Source organism: Bradyrhizobium sp. SZCCHNRI1029, from assembly GCF_032487555.1.
GTDB lineage: Bacteria > Pseudomonadota > Alphaproteobacteria > Rhizobiales > Xanthobacteraceae > Bradyrhizobium.
The window spans coordinates 317,666-333,992 of sequence record NZ_JAUEUK010000008.1 but is presented as its reverse complement, the minus strand read 5'-3'; the positions used below and the strand labels follow the sequence as shown (position 1 = coordinate 333,992).

15 protein-coding genes are annotated in these 16,327 nt (G+C 66.0%); 5 read left to right on the top strand and 10 right to left on the bottom strand.

Annotated elements, in window-relative coordinates; all coding sequences use genetic code 11:
- Together QW861_RS23665 and QW861_RS23660 are read right to left on the bottom strand one after the other, a co-directional pair.
- The gene (locus QW861_RS23665; protein ID WP_410052333.1) at nt 1-1,575 is read right to left on the bottom strand and encodes a hypothetical protein; all 1,575 of its coding nucleotides are present in this window, start codon (nt 1,573-1,575) and stop codon (nt 1-3) included.
- A gap of 128 nt (nt 1,576-1,703) precedes the next feature.
- Entirely contained in the window at nt 1,704-3,611 is a 1,908-nt protein-coding gene (locus tag QW861_RS23660) for a hypothetical protein (RefSeq protein ID WP_316193538.1), read from the bottom strand.
- A 1,003-nt stretch (nt 3,612-4,614) separates the two neighbouring features.
- On the opposite strand from QW861_RS23660, the gene QW861_RS23655 reads away from it, so the two are divergent.
- The gene (locus tag QW861_RS23655) at nt 4,615-5,475 is read left to right on the top strand and encodes a hypothetical protein (RefSeq protein WP_315752647.1); all 861 of its coding nucleotides are present in this window, start codon (nt 4,615-4,617) and stop codon (nt 5,473-5,475) included.
- Nucleotides 5,476-5,592: 117 nt separating this feature from the next.
- Here QW861_RS23655 and QW861_RS23650 read toward each other — a convergent pair whose 3' ends face one another.
- Entirely contained in the window at nt 5,593-6,237 is a 645-nt protein-coding gene (locus QW861_RS23650) for a glutathione S-transferase family protein (protein ID WP_315713970.1), read from the bottom strand.
- 86 nt (nt 6,238-6,323) lie between these two features.
- Here QW861_RS23650 and QW861_RS23645 point away from each other — a divergent pair, with 86 nt between their 5' ends.
- On the top strand, nt 6,324-7,292 hold the full coding sequence (locus QW861_RS23645; protein WP_315826052.1) for a YafY family protein: 969 nt from the start codon (nt 6,324-6,326) through the stop codon (nt 7,290-7,292).
- A gap of 120 nt (nt 7,293-7,412) precedes the next feature.
- Here the strand turns inward: QW861_RS23645 and QW861_RS23640 are convergent, their stop codons facing one another.
- The 6 genes from QW861_RS23640 to QW861_RS23615 form a co-directional block, all read right to left on the bottom strand.
- Nucleotides 7,413-7,910, bottom strand: coding sequence for a TPM domain-containing protein (locus QW861_RS23640; protein WP_315713968.1), 498 nt, complete (start codon nt 7,908-7,910; stop codon nt 7,413-7,415).
- 17 nt (nt 7,911-7,927) lie between these two features.
- Nucleotides 7,928-8,830: a YgcG family protein gene (locus QW861_RS23635; RefSeq protein WP_315752644.1), complete on the bottom strand. Its 903-nt coding sequence runs from the start codon at nt 8,828-8,830 to the stop codon at nt 7,928-7,930.
- Nucleotides 8,831-8,845: 15 nt separating this feature from the next.
- The gene (locus QW861_RS23630; RefSeq protein WP_315713966.1) at nt 8,846-9,457 is read right to left on the bottom strand and encodes a LemA family protein; all 612 of its coding nucleotides are present in this window, start codon (nt 9,455-9,457) and stop codon (nt 8,846-8,848) included.
- Nucleotides 9,458-9,746: 289 nt separating this feature from the next.
- On the bottom strand, nt 9,747-10,763 hold the full coding sequence (locus QW861_RS23625) for an ABC transporter substrate-binding protein (RefSeq protein ID WP_315713965.1): 1,017 nt from the start codon (nt 10,761-10,763) through the stop codon (nt 9,747-9,749).
- A gap of 40 nt (nt 10,764-10,803) precedes the next feature.
- Complete coding sequence (locus QW861_RS23620; protein ID WP_316169448.1) at nt 10,804-11,670, bottom strand: ABC transporter permease; 867 nt, start codon at nt 11,668-11,670, stop codon at nt 10,804-10,806.
- 16 nt (nt 11,671-11,686) lie between these two features.
- Entirely contained in the window at nt 11,687-12,466 is a 780-nt protein-coding gene (locus QW861_RS23615) for an ABC transporter ATP-binding protein (protein WP_315713963.1), read from the bottom strand.
- A gap of 119 nt (nt 12,467-12,585) precedes the next feature.
- Between QW861_RS23615 and QW861_RS23610 the strand changes: the two genes are divergently transcribed.
- The 3 genes from QW861_RS23610 (at nt 12,586) to QW861_RS23600 (ending at nt 15,179) form a co-directional block, all read left to right on the top strand.
- On the top strand, nt 12,586-13,251 hold the full coding sequence (locus tag QW861_RS23610) for a response regulator transcription factor (RefSeq protein ID WP_315713962.1): 666 nt from the start codon (nt 12,586-12,588) through the stop codon (nt 13,249-13,251).
- On the top strand, nt 13,226-14,650 hold the full coding sequence (locus QW861_RS23605; protein ID WP_316193537.1) for a sensor histidine kinase: 1,425 nt from the start codon (nt 13,226-13,228) through the stop codon (nt 14,648-14,650). The genes QW861_RS23610 and QW861_RS23605 overlap by 26 nt, the downstream gene beginning before the upstream one ends.
- A gap of 211 nt (nt 14,651-14,861) precedes the next feature.
- Nucleotides 14,862-15,179 carry a multidrug efflux SMR transporter gene (locus tag QW861_RS23600; RefSeq protein ID WP_315713960.1) on the top strand — a complete coding sequence of 106 codons (318 nt, stop codon included), beginning with the start codon at nt 14,862-14,864 and terminating at the stop codon, nt 15,177-15,179.
- A gap of 12 nt (nt 15,180-15,191) precedes the next feature.
- Here QW861_RS23600 and QW861_RS23595 read toward each other — a convergent pair whose 3' ends face one another.
- Nucleotides 15,192-16,310: an amidinotransferase gene (locus tag QW861_RS23595; protein WP_315752642.1), complete on the bottom strand. Its 1,119-nt coding sequence runs from the start codon at nt 16,308-16,310 to the stop codon at nt 15,192-15,194.
- Between the last annotated feature and the right edge of the window lie 17 nt (nt 16,311-16,327).

Below are 16,327 nucleotides of genomic sequence, written 5' to 3'. Positions count from 1 at the left end.
CTAGCGCGTCGCGATGAAGCACATGCCGAACCGCGTCGCCGGGCCGGTCTGACAGGACAGGTTCGCGGCGCAGGTCCAGCTCGAGAAGCTCTTGTCGTTGTCCTCGGCCGCGGCGTGGCTCGCGTAGCAATGCCCGCCCCAGCCGTCGTTGTAGACCGTGCCGGCGAGCTCATCGCTGCCGCGCAATTGCGGGCGGCTGGCGAAGCCGCGCGAGAAATCCGGAGTCCGCCCCTCGGCAAAGGCGGTAAGGATGTCGCGCCGGCGGACCTGGTCGCCGAAGAAGTGCGGCGAGCCCGGCACCACGACGGTGTTGGACGGCTTCTCCGCCATCCAGTCGACGCCGGGAAAGTGAAAGCCGCCGATGCCGCGGGTCTGATGGCAGCCGCCGCAGCTCGAATCGTTGAGGCGTCGCTCGAAGCCCGCGACCGACCGGATGTTCTGCAGCACGATGCCCTGCGCGGCCGCCTTCTCCAGCGCACCGACCACGTCGGCCTCGGTGAACACCGCGCCCTGCCCGGCCGCGCTCCCCTGCACCAGCCCGTAGGCCGGCAGCAGATCGGAATTGACGAATCCGACCGGGGTCGGCGCCACCGCAACCTTGGCCAGGAACTGCTCGGGGATCACCGCGGTGCCGCGGTCGAGCTCACCGAGATGGACGGGGTCGAGCAGCCAGGCCTTGAACTCGCGCGCCAGCGCGGCATCCGCCAGCAGCCGGTCGCGATCGACCTGATCCTCCAGCACCGCCTCCTCGAACGTCCCGCTCGCGGCCTGATAGTCGAACACCTTCATCATGTAGTCGGTGCGGAAATCGCGGATCGCCGATTTCGGCGCATGCGCGATCTGCAGGTTGGTCTCGATGCGATGGATGTTCTCCGACCTGATCAGCGCCAGCGGGCCGTCCGGCGCCGTCAGCTTCGCGGCAAGCTCAGGCCCGGTCAGTTGCAGATCGGACGTCGCCAGCCACCGCTTGGCGATCTCGGCACAACTCGGCGAATTGCTCTTGGCCTCCGCATCGCTGCGCGCCTTGAGCACGATGTTGAGCGTCATCGGCAGCCGCGGCGAGGCGACCTCGCCATCTTTGGCCTCGGGCGGCGTGGTCCGCGTCAGGCGGTACAACAGCCGCACCTCGCCGCAATGGTCGGGATCGACGAAGGCGCGATCCATGCGATTGACGACGCCGGCCAGCACGAAGCGGGCATCGGGCGAATCGAGCACAGTGCGGTCGAACAGCTGGAACGCGTAGGACGTACCGATGCCGATGCTCTCGTTCGGCAACGTCGTCTTGTGCTTGTCGACGTAGCGGTCGAACTCCGTGTCGAGCGCCTTGCGTACGGGCATCATCGACGGCAGCGCAAACAACGCCGCGTCGGTCAGCGGCGCATCACTGGCGTGCGCAAGCATCTTCCCGAGGCCGAACGCGCCGTTGTCGAGCTCACGCAGCGCGAACGGCTCGAGGATGGCGGCGCCGCGCTCGACCGGCGGGCTCTCGTCCGCATGAGCGAGCGGGCCGCAGCACAGCATGACAAGGCCGAATACCGACAGTCGCAAGACGCGCCTCCTCACTTCCACGAACATGCAATTGAGGGCCTGCTAGTCCTCGAAGATAGCCGAAAGGCGGGCGGCTTCGGACAATTGTGCGACGAGGCGCCTCACGTCGCGGTGAGGCGCCTCGTCCAGATTCGTCTCCAAAAACAGATGGTCCGTCAGCGCGCGACGACAAGCCCCTTGGTGGTGACGACCACCCAGCGACCGTCCTGCTTGCGAATCGCGTCGACCTTGCCGAGGCCCGGCACGGGATCGCCGGCATAGACCTCGTAGAGGCCACCGCGGCCCTCGATCAGCGCGCCGCCACGACCGACGTCGCGCAGCACCCAGCCCTCGACGACCTTGGGCTTGGTGGCCTCCGTGCGGTTCGGCTCGGGGCGAGCGGTCTCCGCCCTGGCCGGCTCGGCCCGGCTCGCCTCTGCCCTTGCTGCTTCGGTCCTGGCTGCCTCGGTGGTCCTGGCCGCGTCGGCCCGGCTCGCCACGCCCGCGGGCGGCGCCGCCGCATTGATCGCCCCCACCGCCTGCGGCGCGGACGCGGCGCTGTCACGCGCGGGGGCTTGCGCGGTCGCGGACGCCTGCGCGGCGCGCAGCCGGTCCACGGCCTCGCTCAGACGCTGCAACTCGCTCGGCTTGGCCGACGATTTCGTCGACAGATCACCGAGGATCTTCTCGAGCCGGTCGAGACGCTCCGCGGACTTGTTGAGCTCGACGAGGCTCGTCTGATTGGTCTGGTCGAGGCTCGCCTTCAGCGCGGCGACATCATTGTCGATTCGCGCCACGGTCGCGCCAAGCGTGGAATCCGCAGCCTCGCCGGCCGTCGCATCGGCCGCGTCGCCGCCGCCGGAGCGCGTGACGAATTTGGCCGTGACCAGACCACCGGCAACGCCGCCGACAACCATCGACAGCAGCAGGATCGCAGCCATGGCCGGTAGGCCGAGCCTGCCGTTCACGGCATGCGGCGGCGGGGTCTGGCCCGGCTGCGGAGGTGGCAGCGTCGCTCCCGCAGCGGCCGTGCTGGCCGCCGTTGCGGCAGCGGCCGCCGGCTTGGACGCCGCATTGAACTTGAAGGGCTCGGTCTTGAACTTCGCTTTGGCCCAGGCCGCGGCCTTGTCGACCGCGGCAAAAGCACCCGCCCTGGTCGCCGGTCCGGCATCCGCCTGGACTGGCGTGACCGGGCGCGTCGCGGACGCCCCGGGTTTGGCCGCGGATGCCTGCTTGGCAACGGGCTCCGACTTGGCAACAGTCTCCGGCTTGGCAGCCGGCTCAGGCCGAACGACGGCTTCTGTCTTGGTGGCAGCCACCGACTTGATCGGCGCGTCCGGCTTGATGGCCGTCTCCGGCTTCGGCGCGGCCGCTGCCATCGGGCCGACTTTCGGCGCATTGGCCGCGAGCATCGACAGCTTTGGTGTCTCGACCTTGAGGAGCTCACCGGCCGCAGCCGTCTTGATCGGGTCCGACTTGACCGGCTCCGTCCTGATCAGATCCAGGATCGTCGAGGGAGGTTTCGCAGCACTCGAGGCTACTGCAGCTTCGACTTTGCCCGGCGCCGCAACGTTGCCCCCCACCGCCTGGGGCTTGGTCAGCTCCGGCTTGACCTTGTCGGATTTGCCCTTGTCGGACTTGACCAGGTCGAGCCGCGCGGGCTCGGGTTTGGCTCGCTCCGGCTTCACCGCTTCGATCTTGGAGGGCTCGATTTTTTCCTGCTCGGCCGTGAGGGTTTCGACCTTGACCTGCTCGGGCTTGACCGGCTCGACCTTGGTCGTCCCGATCTCGGTGTCGGCCATCACCTCGGTCTTGATCTCGGACTGGCTGGCCTCCGGCTGTGGCTCGGGCGCGGTCACCGCTTCCACGATCTTCGCCTTCGGGTCGATGCCCGGACGGTCAGCCGCCGGCGCTTCGTGATCCGGCGCGATCATGGGCGGGGCGACGGTCGCGATCGCAGGCACGGCCAGATCGACTGCATCGGGGACTGCGGATGTCTTCGGCATCGGGTCGACACTCGCACTGGCCTTGCCAGTGGTACCGGCCACGCCAAGGCTGGCCCGTTCGGGCTTTTGGTCGCTCACGTTCAGAGTCTCCGCATGACGTTGAGCACTTGGTAACCTTAGTTAGCGTTCGATTGATTGCCAAAATCTTACTTTTGGAAGGCTTACCTGAGTTTTAGGGATTCATACGGGGCGGATTTGCGCCGACAAAGTGGAGCAGATGTGGCGGACGTTGCCCGATTATTCAGCTCTGGCGGACGCGCCCGGGGGCAGCAAGCTCGATCGGCACGCGGCGCAGCGCGGTCGACGCGGCGTCAAACGGAGCCGCTCTCGCGGCGCGATTGCGCCCGAGCTTTGCCGATCATTCCCTCCTCGTCAGTCGGAGGGCGCAGGGAAGGCCGGGTGCCGACTGGCACCCGTGGCCCCCGTGCGGAAAGATTGCACGGGGCAGGAACCACAGGTTCAGCCGGAGCGACCCAGCCTTCCCTGCGCGATGGTGTTACGGCTGCTTCGTAGTCTCCCCGGTGCGCCGGGCTTTCTGGTCACCGTCATCCGCACGAGGCGAAGCCTGCATGCGAACTTGGCATCGGCGTCGGGATGCCAGGACCCTACGACTTGACCGTCCGTACCTCGCTTGCTCGCCGGCCCGCTCGCGCAGAGCCCCAAGCCTGATACGGCCACCGCTCCCCGCTGCTACGCCTCGTGACGATCGGCCGAGCCGCCCCTCCTCATCGCGAACGGGATGGCCGGGATCATCGTCGTGATTTGCCCGACGCTGCAAGGCGGCACACATGCGACAAACTGGCTCGACGGGCAGTTGGCGCATGGACGGATTGCCGGAATTGCCCGTCGGGTGGGTGGGCGATGGGCGACTGCAGGCTCGCGAATGTTGTAGTCCTGCAATGCAATCGACAGATGGAAGGCGTGCACCGTCAGCGAAATCACCTCCGGCCGAAGCGGCAACCACCGATTGCATAATGTCCCGTACAGCCCGCCGTTTTCGATGAACGCTCTGGTTGCTTTCGTAGACTAACACTCTGCGTTCGGGCTATTTTTCATTTCCAGCATTTCAAGGGGAGCGCTCATGCGAAAGCTCATTTCTTCGATCGGATTTTTGTGCGCCGCGTTTTTGATCCTTGCCTCGCCAGGGGCTCACGCGCAGGCGACGCGGACCTGGGTGTCCGGCGTCGGCGACGACGTCAACCCGTGCAGCCGCACGGCGCCCTGCAAGACCTTCGCCGGAGCGATCTCGAAGACCGCCGCGGGCGGTGAGATCGACGTGCTCGATCCCGGCGGCTACGGCGCCGTCACGATCACCAAATCGATCACGATCGACGGCGGGGGGACGATGGCCTCGATCCTGGCATCGGCGACCAACGGCATCAACGTGAATGCCGGCGCCAACGACGTCATCATCCTGCGCAATTTGAGCATCAACGGCGCCGGCACGACCCTCGGCCTCAATGGCGTCAATTTCCTGGCCGGCCGAAAGCTCGTCGTCGAGAACTGTACCTTCGAGAACTTCTCGCAAAGCGCGATCTCGGTCGCGCCGACCGGTGCGGCCCAGGTGGTGATCGCGGACTCCTCGCTCAAGGCGTCCGCGTTCGGCGTCACGGTCTCGACCGCGAATTCGAGCAGCGCGATCAGCGTGCTCGTCTCGAACACCAAGGCCATCGAAAATGGCAATGCCGGGATATCCGCCACGGTCCCGGCCGGAAAGCCGGGGATGGGCGTGTTTCTCGACCGGCTGACCTCCGAGTTCAACAACACCGGCGTTCTGGCGAGCGGCAGCGGCGCCATCGTGACGTTGGGAAATTCCGTCATCCAGGGCAATTCCAACGGCGTCGTCCAGACCGGCGGCGGCTCCGTCTCGTCCTTCAAGAACAACGCAATCAGCAACAACGGCGTCGACGGCACGCCGCTCACGGGGATCAGCCTGAACTAGCGACGCCGCCGCGGGAAACCCGGCATTTGGCGAGCTGCGCCTGCCGGACAACGTGCAATCACATCAGTGAGGTCCCGTTGCCGGCGGGACCTCGCTCGATTGCGTCAATGCTGGCGCTCAAACGCCGGTGGCGGCCGCGTGCTGGGCCGCCATCTCGGCATCCGCGGCGGTGACGCGCTGGAACGCCGGACGCTGGGTGATGCGCTCGGCGTAACGCGCGAACACGTCCTTGCGCGGCACGACGCCGAACATCATGGTCCAGTTGAAGGCGACGCCCCACAACACGTCGGCGGCGGTCATGCGCTCGCCGAGGAGATACGGCCCCTTGGCGAGCTGCTGCTCCAGCGCGCCCAGCATCGTATCGTAGTCGGCATAGGGTGACTGCGTGATCGGGGCCGGTTCGCGCTTCATGAAATGGTCGATCACGGCGGGCTCGAACGACGCACCGTAATAGGCGATCCAGCGCAGATAGGGCCCGCGCATGGCATCATCGAGCGCCGGCGTCAGGCCCGCTTGCGGAAACAGATCGGCGAGATAGATGAAGATCGCGACCTGCTCGGTCACGATCTGGCCGCGATGTCCGATCGTCGGCACCTTGCCGAGCGGATTGACGGCCAGGAACTCCGGCTTGCGCTGCTCGCCCGCCTTCATGTTGAGGACATGCAGATCGTAGGGCGCGCCCAGCTCCTCGAGCAGGACGCGGGTGCCGGCGGCGCGGGTCTGCGGCGAGTAATACAGCGTGATCTTGTCGTCGGCGGTCATGATGGTGTCCTCCCATTGCCGGCTGCGGTGCTGGCTTGTCGCACACCATACCTGACAAGGTGTGTCAGGTATGTTTAAAGAAGGGCATGCGCGCGAGCCGGCTGCTCTCCATCCTCACCACCTTGCAGGCCAAGGGACAGGTCACGGCGCCCGAACTCGCAGGCGCCTGCGAGGTCTCGGTGCGCACGATCTATCGCGACATCGACGCGCTCGCCGCGGCGGGCATCCCGGTCTATGCCGAGCGCGGCGCCGAAGGCGGATTCCGCCTGCTCGACGGCTATCGCGTGCGGCTGAACGGGCTGTCGCCGACGGAAACCGACGCACTGTTCATGGCGGGCCTGCCGGGCCCCGCCGCCGCGCTCGGGCTCGATGGCGCGATGAGCGCGGCGCAGACCAAGCTGGTGGCGGCACTGCCGCAAAGCCTGCGCGCCAATGCCGGCCGCATGCAGGCGCGCTTCCATCTCGACGCGCCTGGCTGGTTCGGCGAGTCCGAGGAGCCGACGCATCTGCGCGCCATTGCCGACGCCCTGCTCCGCGACGTCATGGTCGACGTCCGCTATCAGACCTGGCGTGCCGAGAAGCGCCGCCGCGTCGCGCCGCTCGGCCTCGTGCTGAAGGGCGGCAATTGGTATCTCGCCGGGCAGGTCGAGCGCAGCGTGCGCACCTATCGCGTCGCGCGCATTCTCGACTGTGCCGTGACCGACGAGTGCTTCGCGCGACCTGCAGACTTTGACCTCGCCGCCTATTGGCGCGCCGCGACGGAGCGGCTGGAGGCGGAGCTGCATCCGAAGCAGGCGACGGTGCGCCTGTCAGCGCTCGGTGTGAAGCTGCTGGAGGTGTGGAGCCAGCCTTACGTGCGCGCCCGCACGCGCCTCGCCGACGACACCGATGCCGACGGCTGGCGCATCGTGACGATCCCGATCGGAACGACGCTGTGGCATGCCGCCGGCGAGCTGCTGCGCTTCGGGCCCGAGGCCGAGGTGCTCGACCCGCCCGAGCTGCGTGCGAAAATGGCCGAGCTGGCGCGGGCGATGGCGGAACGCTACGGCGCATGAGCTGCGACGGCGTGAGTTGCGGACGTATTTTCCATCCGCATCATTGGCGAGAGGGGTGCGCGCTCACGTCCAGCCAGGATGAGCGCGACCGGCAAGTGAGCGCGACCGGTATGATCGGAGCTAAAGCACCACTGGTGTGTCGGGCAGCTCGTTGGGATCGCCGGCATGCGGCGGGTAGTGCCTGGCGAGCTCGCGTGACACCGCGGCAATGCCATCGACCACGCCCCGCTCAAAGCGGCCTGCGCGAAACTCCGCTTCCATCGCGCGGCAGATCGTCTCCCAGCCTTCGGCGCCGACATGTCGATGAATGCCGCGATCGGCGATGATCTCGACGTCGCGATCGGCCAAGAGCAGGTAGATCAGGACGCCATTGTTGTGCGCGGTGTCCCAGATCCGCAGGTTGGAAAAGATGTCCAGCGCGCGCTCGCGCGGCGGCTGGTCGCGCCACAACGGCCGGCCGTCGAGCGCGCCCTCGACGACGAAGCGAAGCTGGCCGGCATGGGTGCGCTCGCCGTCCTTGATCGCCTGCTCGATGCGTGCCAGCACAGCCGGCGTGAAGATGCGCTTCAGCTGCCAGTGATGATGCAGGAGATGCCGGCCGATCCGCCTGATGCTCATGGTCGCGCGCCTCGTCCTCACCAGTTGCCCGAGGCGCCGCCGCCACCAAAACTGCCGCCGCCGCCCGAGAAGCTGCCGCTGTCGCTCGAGCTGCCGCTGCTCCAGCCGCCGGATGACGAGCCGCTCGACCAGCCGCTGCCGCGGCGCCCGCCCGACGTCGGCATCGACGAGGACAAGCCGCCGGCGATGAAGGCAATGACGATGCCGGCCACGCTGGACAGCAGCGCAAGCGTGATCGATCCCACGAGCACCCAGGTCAGAATCCCCAGCGCGCCGCCGGTCGCAAGCGAACCCAGCAGCCGCCCGAACAAGGCCCGCAGCACGCCACCAATAAAGATCGCACCGAAGAAGGCGACAGGTGCGAACGAGGAGATGGTGTCGATATCAAGATCCGTGCCGTGCGAGGCCTGCGGCTGCGGCACCGGCAGACTCTCGCCATTGATCACGCCGATGATGCGGTCGACGCCGGCGTCGATGCCGCCGGCGAAATCGCCGCTGCGAAATCTTGGCGTGATGACCTCGTCGATGATGCGCCGCGCGGTGACGTCGGTGAGGCTGCCTTCGAGGCCGTAGCCGACCTCGATGCGCAGCTTGCGGTCGTTCTTGGCGATCACCAGCAGCGCGCCGTCGTCGACCTTCTTGCGCCCGATCTTCCAGGCCTCGGCGACGCGGAGCGAAAACTGCTCGATGGTCTCCGGCTGCGTCGTCGGCACGATCAGCACCGCGACCTGGCTCCCCTTGCGGGTTTCCAGGTCCTTCAGCTTCTGCGTGAGGCCTGCGATCTCCGAGGAGGACAGCGTGCCGGTCTGGTCGACGACGCGGCCGGTGAGCTGCGGCACCGCGACGTCCGCCAGCACGATCGTCGCGAGGCAGACCAACAGCGTCGCAAGCAGCGCCTTGAGGACGGGCAGCGCGCGCACGATTCCCTGCTCCGGCTATTTCGACGGAGCAGGCGACGGCGCGTTGAAATCGACCTTCGGCGCGACCGATATCTCGCGCTCGTTCTCGACGGTGAAGTTGGCCTTTTCCTTGTAGCCGAAGACCATCGCGGTCAGGTTGTTCGGGAAGGTGCGGATGCCGACGTTGTACTCCTGCACCGCCTTGATGTAGCGGTTGCGCGCCACCGTGATGCGGTTCTCGGTGCCTTCGAGCTGGGACATCAGGTCGCGGAACAGCGCGTCCGATTTGAGCTGGGGGTAATTCTCGGTGACGACCAGCAGCCGCGACAATGCTCCGGTCAGTTCGCTCTGCGCCGCCTGGAACTTCTGCAGCGCCGCGGGATCGTTGACGACGTCGGGCGTGGCCTGCACGCTGCCGACCTTGGCGCGGGCGTTGGTGACGCCGAGCAGCACGTCCTTCTCCTGCTGGGCAAAGCCCTTGACGCTGTTGACCAGGTTGGGCACGAGGTCGGCGCGGCGTTGATACTGGTTGACGACCTCGGACCAAGCCGCCTTGACCTGCTCGTCATTGGTCTGGATGGCGTTGTAGCCGCAATTGGTCAGGCTCAGCGTCATCAGTGCCGCCAGCACGGTCAGCAATCTCCGCATCGCGCGTCCCCCTCTTCATCCGGTTGTACCGCCTTCACACAGCACAGCTTTGGCGACGGCGCAATGACGGCAGCCGGCCGCCGGACATGGGTCGCGGCGGCCGGTGCGTCGGTTCAGGGAGGTTCCGGGTCTGCCGCGGATGCGGGTCATTCGCGCGGAATGACCGGCGGAGAGAGGCAATGTCGTCTTTGCAGCGGGACTCGCGGCTGGATGATGGGCCTGCGCCAACCACACACCCCGTCATTCCGGGGCATCCGCGCGCCCCGGACGACACCATAGGCGCTTACGCTCAACTGCCCTTGCGGTCGCGTAGCTGGGTCACGAACATGTCCTGCCAGCTCGCCGGTTTGACCTTGATCGAGCCGACGCCGTGCATGAACTCGGCGATCTTCAGCACGCCCTCCGGCGTCGACGAGAACCAGGTGTCCTTGTCCTGCAGCATCTCCAGCACGTCCTCCTTGGTGGTCTTCACCTTGGCGGTGCGGGCATAGATCTCGGCTGCGGCAGCCTTGTCGTTGGCGATCAGCGTGCAGGCCTCGTCGAGCGCATCGAGGAACGCCTGCACGACCTTGGGATTGGCGTCGACGAAGCGCTTGGGCGCGAACACCACGTCCATCGTCATCCGTCCGAGCACGTCGGCGGAATTGGCAACGCGGCGAATCTTCGAATCCTTCAGCTCGATGTAGGAGAACGGCGGCGAGGTGAAATGCGCCGTGATCTCGGTCTTGCCCGAGGTGAGCGCCGCCAGCGCCTCCGGATGCGGCAGGCCGACGGTCATCGGATCGAGCTTGGCGTAATTCTCCTTGCCGAACTCCTGCGCCGCCATCATCTGCAGCATGACCGCCGACAGCGAGGTCTTGATGCCCGGCAGGGCGATCTTGTCGCTCGGCTTGAAATCCTTCAGCGACTTGATCTCAGGATTGTTGGTATTCATCCACAGCGAGGTCGAGCTGAGGCCGCTGACGCCGACCACCTCCACCGCCGGAATGCCCTTGGCCTTGGCCCACAGCGTGATGAAGCCGGGGGCGCCGGTGCCGGCGATGTCGAGCGAGCCGGCCATCATCGCGTCGTTGATGATGTTGCCGCCGTCGAGCATCTGCCAGTTAACCTTGAACGGACCGAGCCCGGCCTTCTCCGCCTGCTTCTCCATCAGCTTCTGATCCTCCATCACGATCAGCGGCAGATAGAGGATGCCGTAGCCCTTGGAGAGCCTGATCTCCTTGACCTCGGCCTGCGAAGCACCGGTGGCGCCGAGCAGCGCGGTGAGGCCGAGCGCGGCGGCCGTGAATGATTTGCTCCAGGACATGGTCGTCTCCTTCCCTGTTGTTGTGCTTATAACTCGAAATTCAGTGCTGCATGCCCCAGCGCCGCACCGTCTTGCGCTCGATGGTCGCGAACACGACGTTCTCGACGACGAGGCCGATGAAGATCACGGTGAACAGGCCGGCGAAGACGTTGGCCGTCTCCAACTGGTTGCGGTTCTCGAAGATGAACCAGCCGAGGCCGCCGGACCCCGAGGACACGCCGAACACCAGCTCGGCCGCGATCAGGGTGCGCCAAGCGAAGGCCCAGCCCACCTTCAGGCCGGTGAGGATGGCCGGAAATGCGGCGGGGATCAGGATGAAGCGCACCAGCTTCAACCCGCGCAGGCCGTAGTTCAGGCCGACCATGCGCAAGGTGTTCGACACCGAGCGGAAGCCGGAATGGGTGTTGAGCGCGATCGCCCACAACACCGAATGCACCAGCACGAAGATGATGCTGCCCTTGCCGAGGCCGAACCAGATCAGCGCCAGCGGCAGCAATGCGATCGCCGGCAGCGGATTGAACATCGAGGTCAGCGCCTCCAGCATGTCGGCGCCGATCCGCGAGCCGATCGCGATCGTGGTCAGCACGGCCGCCAGCGCGATGCCGATGCCGTAGCCGATCAGCAGCGTCTCCAGCGACACGAGGGTGCGCGCAGGGATGATGCCGTTGCCGATGTTCTCGAAGAAGGCTGAGAGCGTGTCGGTGAAGGTCGGAAACAACAGGGGATTGCCGAGCCACAGGCCATAGGCCTGCCACAGCGCGGCGAGCGCCACCAGGATGATGGCCTTGCGGACCGCACCGACGTGGTAGATGCGTTCCAGCCAGGACAGGCTCGCCTCGACCTTGACGTCGCCGAGGGGCGTGTCTGCATTGACGATTTCGGGGCGCAGCGCCAGCGTCTCGCTCATGGATGCTCTCCTCGTCTCAGTGTTGGCCGAACAGCATGTCGTTGATGCGCCCTTCGAGGGCGACCTGTTCGGGCGAGCCCATCGTGCCCGGCGGCACGCTGTTGAGCTCGGCGCGGACGCGGCCGGGATGCGGCGACAGCAGCAGGATGCGGGAGCCGATCTTGATCGCCTCCTCGATCGAATGCGTCACGAACAGCACGGTGAAGCGGGTGTCCTGCCAGAGCTGCAGCAGCTCGTCCTGCATCTTGCGCCGGGTCAGCGCGTCCAAGGCGGCGAACGGCTCGTCCATCAAGAGCACGTCGGGCTCCATCGCCATGCCCCTGGCGATCGCGACCCGCTGCTTCATGCCGCCGGAGAGCATATGCGGATAGGAGTCGATGAACTTGGTGAGGCCGACCTTGTCGATATAGGACTTGGCGCGCTCGTTGGCTTCCGCGGTGCCGAGCCGGCCGCTGGCGGTCAGCGCGAACACGACGTTCTCGCGCACCGTCTTCCACGGCAGCAGCTGGTCGAACTCCTGGAATACCATCATGCGGTCCGGGCCGGGCTCGCTGACATCGTGGCCCTTGAGGCGGATGCGGCCCTCGGTCGGCTTCAGATAGCCGCCGATCGCCTTGAGAAGCGTGGATTTGCCGCAGCCGGAGGGGCCGAGCAGCACGAAACGGTCGGAATCGAAGACCTTGAAGTCGACGCGGTAGGTCGCCGTGACCAAGGTGTCCGGCGTCTTGTACTGGAGCGTCACGCCCTCGACCGAGAGCAGCGGCTCGAACTGAGATGGCGATTGATGGACGGTCATCGTCCTCCCCTCCTTTATATTGCAATGCGAAATTTCGCTCGGTGCACTTCGGCGCCCTTATTCGAAGTGATAGAGGAGGAGACTGACGCGAACCTGACTCCGAGGCGGACAACAAGACCTTGCGCATCCTGCTGGTGGAAGACACGCCCGAGATCGGCGCCGCCGTGACCAGCCGGTTCGAACGGATCGGCTATGCCGTCGACTGGGAAAAGGACGGCCGCACCGCGAGCGAGCTGATCGAGGTGCAGACCTATGACCTTATCGTGCTCGACGTGATGCTGCCGAACATGGACGGCTTTGCCGTGCTCAAGCACCTGCGCAAGCGCGGCCTGCGCACGCCGGTGCTGGTGCTGACCGCGCGCTCGGCGGTCGACGACCGGATCGGCGCGCTCGACCTCGGCGCCGACGACTACCTGATCAAGCCGTTCGACTATCGCGAGCTGGAGGCGCGGGCGCGGGCGCTGCTGCGCCGGGCCGCCGGCCAGTCCGACAATCTGCTGACCCTGGGGCCGCTGGTGATCGACCGCGCCGGGCGCACCGCCAGCGTCGCCGGCCAACCGCTGGACCTGACGCGGCGCGAGCTGACCGTGCTGGAAATCCTCGCCGCACGCCCTGGGCGTTACGTCGCCAAGGAGGAGCTGGTCGAGCAGCTCTTCAGCTTCGACCAGGATCCGAGCCCCAACGCCGTCGAGCAGTTCGTCGCGCGTCTCAGGCGCAAGCTGGCGGCGACATCCGTCGAGATCAAGACCGAGCGCGGCCTTGGCTATCAGCTCCACGCTTCGTGACCTCAGGACCTCGCTGCGCGCGCGGCTGCTGATCGCGATCGGCGCGATCCTGGCCGTCGGCGCCGTCGTGCTGAGCCTCGCCGCCTGGCAATATGCAGCCACCGCCGCGCGCGACGCCTATGACAAGCTGCTCGCCGGCGGCGCCGTGCAGATCGCCGAGAACATCTACATGCAGGGTGGCGTCGTGACGCTGGATCCGCCGGCGGCGGCGTTTGCGACATTGTCGGCCTATGACCTCGTGTTCTATCGCGTCACCGATCCGCGCGGCGTCGTCGTCGCCGGCTATGACGATCTCGCCGTCACCGCGCCCGCCAGGGCGCTGCGTGAGGGCGTCGTCCTGCGAGACGGCATCTATCGCGACCAGGCGGTGCGCATCGCGGCCGTGGCGCGCAAGCTCGACGGCGCGCCCGGCGACGGCTGGAGCGAGATCGTGCTGGCGCAGACCCTGCGCGCCCGCGACGCGCTGACCTGGGATCTCGCCTCCAAGGCGATCGGCCTGATCGCTGCGATGAGCCTGCTGGCGCTGGTGGCGACTGCGCTCTGCCTGCGGCTGGTGTTCGCGCCGCTGACGCGGATCGAGGCCGAGATCGTCAAGCGACGGCCGGACGATCTCAGCCCGATCGCGATCACGCCGCCGCGCGAGGTGCGCGCGCTGGTCGGCGCGATCGACGGCTTCATGCAGCGCCTCGCCGAGCGCATCGCGCTGATGCAGCGCTTCATCGCCGACGCCACCCACCAGCTGCGCACGCCGCTGGCGGCGATCGATGCCGAGGTCGAGCTGCTGAGCGATCAGACCAAGGACCCGAGGGCGCTCGACAGGCTGCGCGGCCGCATCGCGGATCTCGCCCGCCTCACCAGCCAACTGCTCGATCACGCCATGATCCAGCACCGCGCCCAAGCACCGCGCTTCGCCGCGGTCGATATCAACGCGCTGGCGAAATCGGTGCTGTCGCAGAGCGTGCCGCTCTCTCTCGATCGCGAGGTCTCCGTCAGCTTCGTGCCATCGGAGGACGAGGTGATGCTCGCCGCCGACGCCATCAGCCTGCGCGAGGCGCTCGCCAATCTCATCCACAACGCACTGGCGCATGGCGCGCGGACCCGGCTGATGGTGACGGTGGAAAGAACCGCGACGCATGTTGCGATCATGGTCTGGGACGACGGACCTGGGATCGCAGCCGACGCGCAGCAACGCCTGCTGACCCCGTTCCAGAAGGGCGACGGCTCCCACGGCTCAGGCCTTGGCCTCGCCATTGCGAGCGAGGTCGCGCAGGCCCATGGTGGCCGGCTGCGGTTCAGCGGAGTGGCAGGCGACTTCAGTGTGCGACTGGAGCTGCCGGTGGATCGGTCGACAGCAGTCGATCCACGTCCAGATTCACAGCTCAAACAGCAGCAGACATGACGTCGTCGTCCCGCGGCGGATCACGCCCGGGTCTTGCGATCGACATGCCCTTTCGAAGATCGAGAGCGCGCAGGGAAGGCCGGGAGCCTTCCAGCGTGCACTTGCAAAGTGTAAGGGCTTGGCGGAATGAGTTGGCAGAATAGCGAGACCGTGGAATTCTGACACGAACTCCGTCGAGGATCGTTAAGCCCATCTTTTGGGAGAACCTCTCATGGCCTGGGTGATCTTATTCATTGGCAGCCTTTGCGAGGTGGGTTGGCTGATCGCTCTCAAATATTCCGAAGGTCTCTCGCGCCTGCCGTCGATCCTGGTCACCGTGGGTTTTATGGGCGCCAGCGTCGGTTGTCTTGGCCTCGCCGTGAAGACGATCCCGATGGGCACGGCCTACGCCGCGTGGACCGGCGCGAGCATCGCCGTCGCCACTCTCTTCGGAATCTATCTGTTCGACGAGCCGACGACCGCGACCCGGCTCGCCTCGATTGGTCTCATTGTACTTGGCATCGTCGGACTGCGCCTCGAGTCCGGATAGGCGTGCCAATCCTCAAAAATAGCTCTCGAGCGCCCCGCGCCGCCTGATGTCGAGTGTCGCGCAATGGAATGCGCCGCCAAATGCGGCGTAATGCAGGAATTCGCAGGGGATCGGCTCGAAACCCCATTGCTCGATCGCACGCATCGTTCGCACATGATGCGGATCAACGATGATGCGCTTTTCGTCCACCATCAGTACATTCATGTTGAGCCATTTTCCGCAGAGCGACGTGATACTGAGCAAGCGATCGGTGATCGGATCAGGCTCGGGAGCGACGAGAATGTCCCATTTCTTCAGTATGTCCGGGAGGCGGCTGACGTCGATGTATTCGGGATTGATCAGAAGCCTGCCCGGCCCCAGCGGCAAAATGGTCGTGTCGATGTGCATCGGGTTACGACAGCGGCTCTCGATCTCGTGGATGCGATAGCCGTCGCCGAGATGGCGGCGCAGCCATTCGATGCCGGATGCATTGGTGACATTGCTGAGGGTTACAAACAGATCGCGCCCGCAGCGGACGAAATCGGCAGCGTCGAACACCGGTTCGAATTCAGTCAGAATATACGACATCGGCTCACCGTTTTCGGGCCGTCTGAAATCGGCGTTATACAGTTCGTCCGTGAGTTGCGGCCGTGGCGCGGCAGTCCAGCGGGCGCCGCGACGGAAATAGTCCTTCAGGACCGGACGAAAGGAATGGGTCTCGAAATAGCGGCTGGGCCACGCCATAGGCGTTTCAATGATTTCGTCTCCGATCACCAGCATGCTATCGCGCGGGCAGGAGTTGCAGAAACCGCGCGAAGACCATTCGGGCGTGCTGAAGCGCTTCTTGAAATCAACCGGTTCCGGCCGGGTGACCACCACGCCAAGCGACTGCAACAGCGCAATAAAGCCATCGAGCTCGCGCTGAGCCGGTTCAATCATCATCCTTGGATAGCGAAAGCCCCCGAGCAGCGCTTGCGCCCGTGCAGCCATTCCCGGAATGTTACAGGCGACGACCGGATGAGCGGATGGAATCGTCGCGCCTTCGAGCCTTCCGACAATCACTTCCTCGAGTGGATCCCACTCATTGTGCGAGTTGACCGGAGAAATCCTTACCTTGCGGTCGGCATCCGGGCCGCTGTCGTGCGTGATCATGGCATGACCAAAGCAAG

Excerpts from the sequence above, each read along its gene's own strand:
- QW861_RS23650 (WP_315713970.1), bottom strand. The coding sequence starts at position 6,237 with ATGACCGCCGACGACAAGATCACGCTGTATTACTCGCCGCAGACCCGC.
- QW861_RS23645 (WP_315826052.1), top strand. The coding sequence starts at position 6,324 with ATGCGCGCGAGCCGGCTGCTCTCCATCCTCACCACCTTGCAGGCCAAG.
- QW861_RS23640 (WP_315713968.1), bottom strand. The coding sequence starts at position 7,910 with ATGAGCATCAGGCGGATCGGCCGGCATCTCCTGCATCATCACTGGCAG.
- QW861_RS23615 (WP_315713963.1), bottom strand. The coding sequence starts at position 12,466 with ATGACCGTCCATCAATCGCCATCTCAGTTCGAGCCGCTGCTCTCGGTC.
- QW861_RS23620 (WP_316169448.1), bottom strand. The coding sequence starts at position 11,670 with ATGAGCGAGACGCTGGCGCTGCGCCCCGAAATCGTCAATGCAGACACG.
- QW861_RS23595 (WP_315752642.1), bottom strand. The coding sequence starts at position 16,310 with ATGATCACGCACGACAGCGGCCCGGATGCCGACCGCAAGGTAAGGATT.
- QW861_RS23600 (WP_315713960.1), top strand. The coding sequence starts at position 14,862 with ATGGCCTGGGTGATCTTATTCATTGGCAGCCTTTGCGAGGTGGGTTGG.
- QW861_RS23655 (WP_315752647.1), top strand. The coding sequence starts at position 4,615 with ATGCGAAAGCTCATTTCTTCGATCGGATTTTTGTGCGCCGCGTTTTTG.
- QW861_RS23665 (WP_410052333.1), bottom strand. The coding sequence starts at position 1,575 with ATGTTCGTGGAAGTGAGGAGGCGCGTCTTGCGACTGTCGGTATTCGGC.
- QW861_RS23625 (WP_315713965.1), bottom strand. The coding sequence starts at position 10,763 with ATGTCCTGGAGCAAATCATTCACGGCCGCCGCGCTCGGCCTCACCGCG.
- QW861_RS23630 (WP_315713966.1), bottom strand. The coding sequence starts at position 9,457 with ATGCGGAGATTGCTGACCGTGCTGGCGGCACTGATGACGCTGAGCCTG.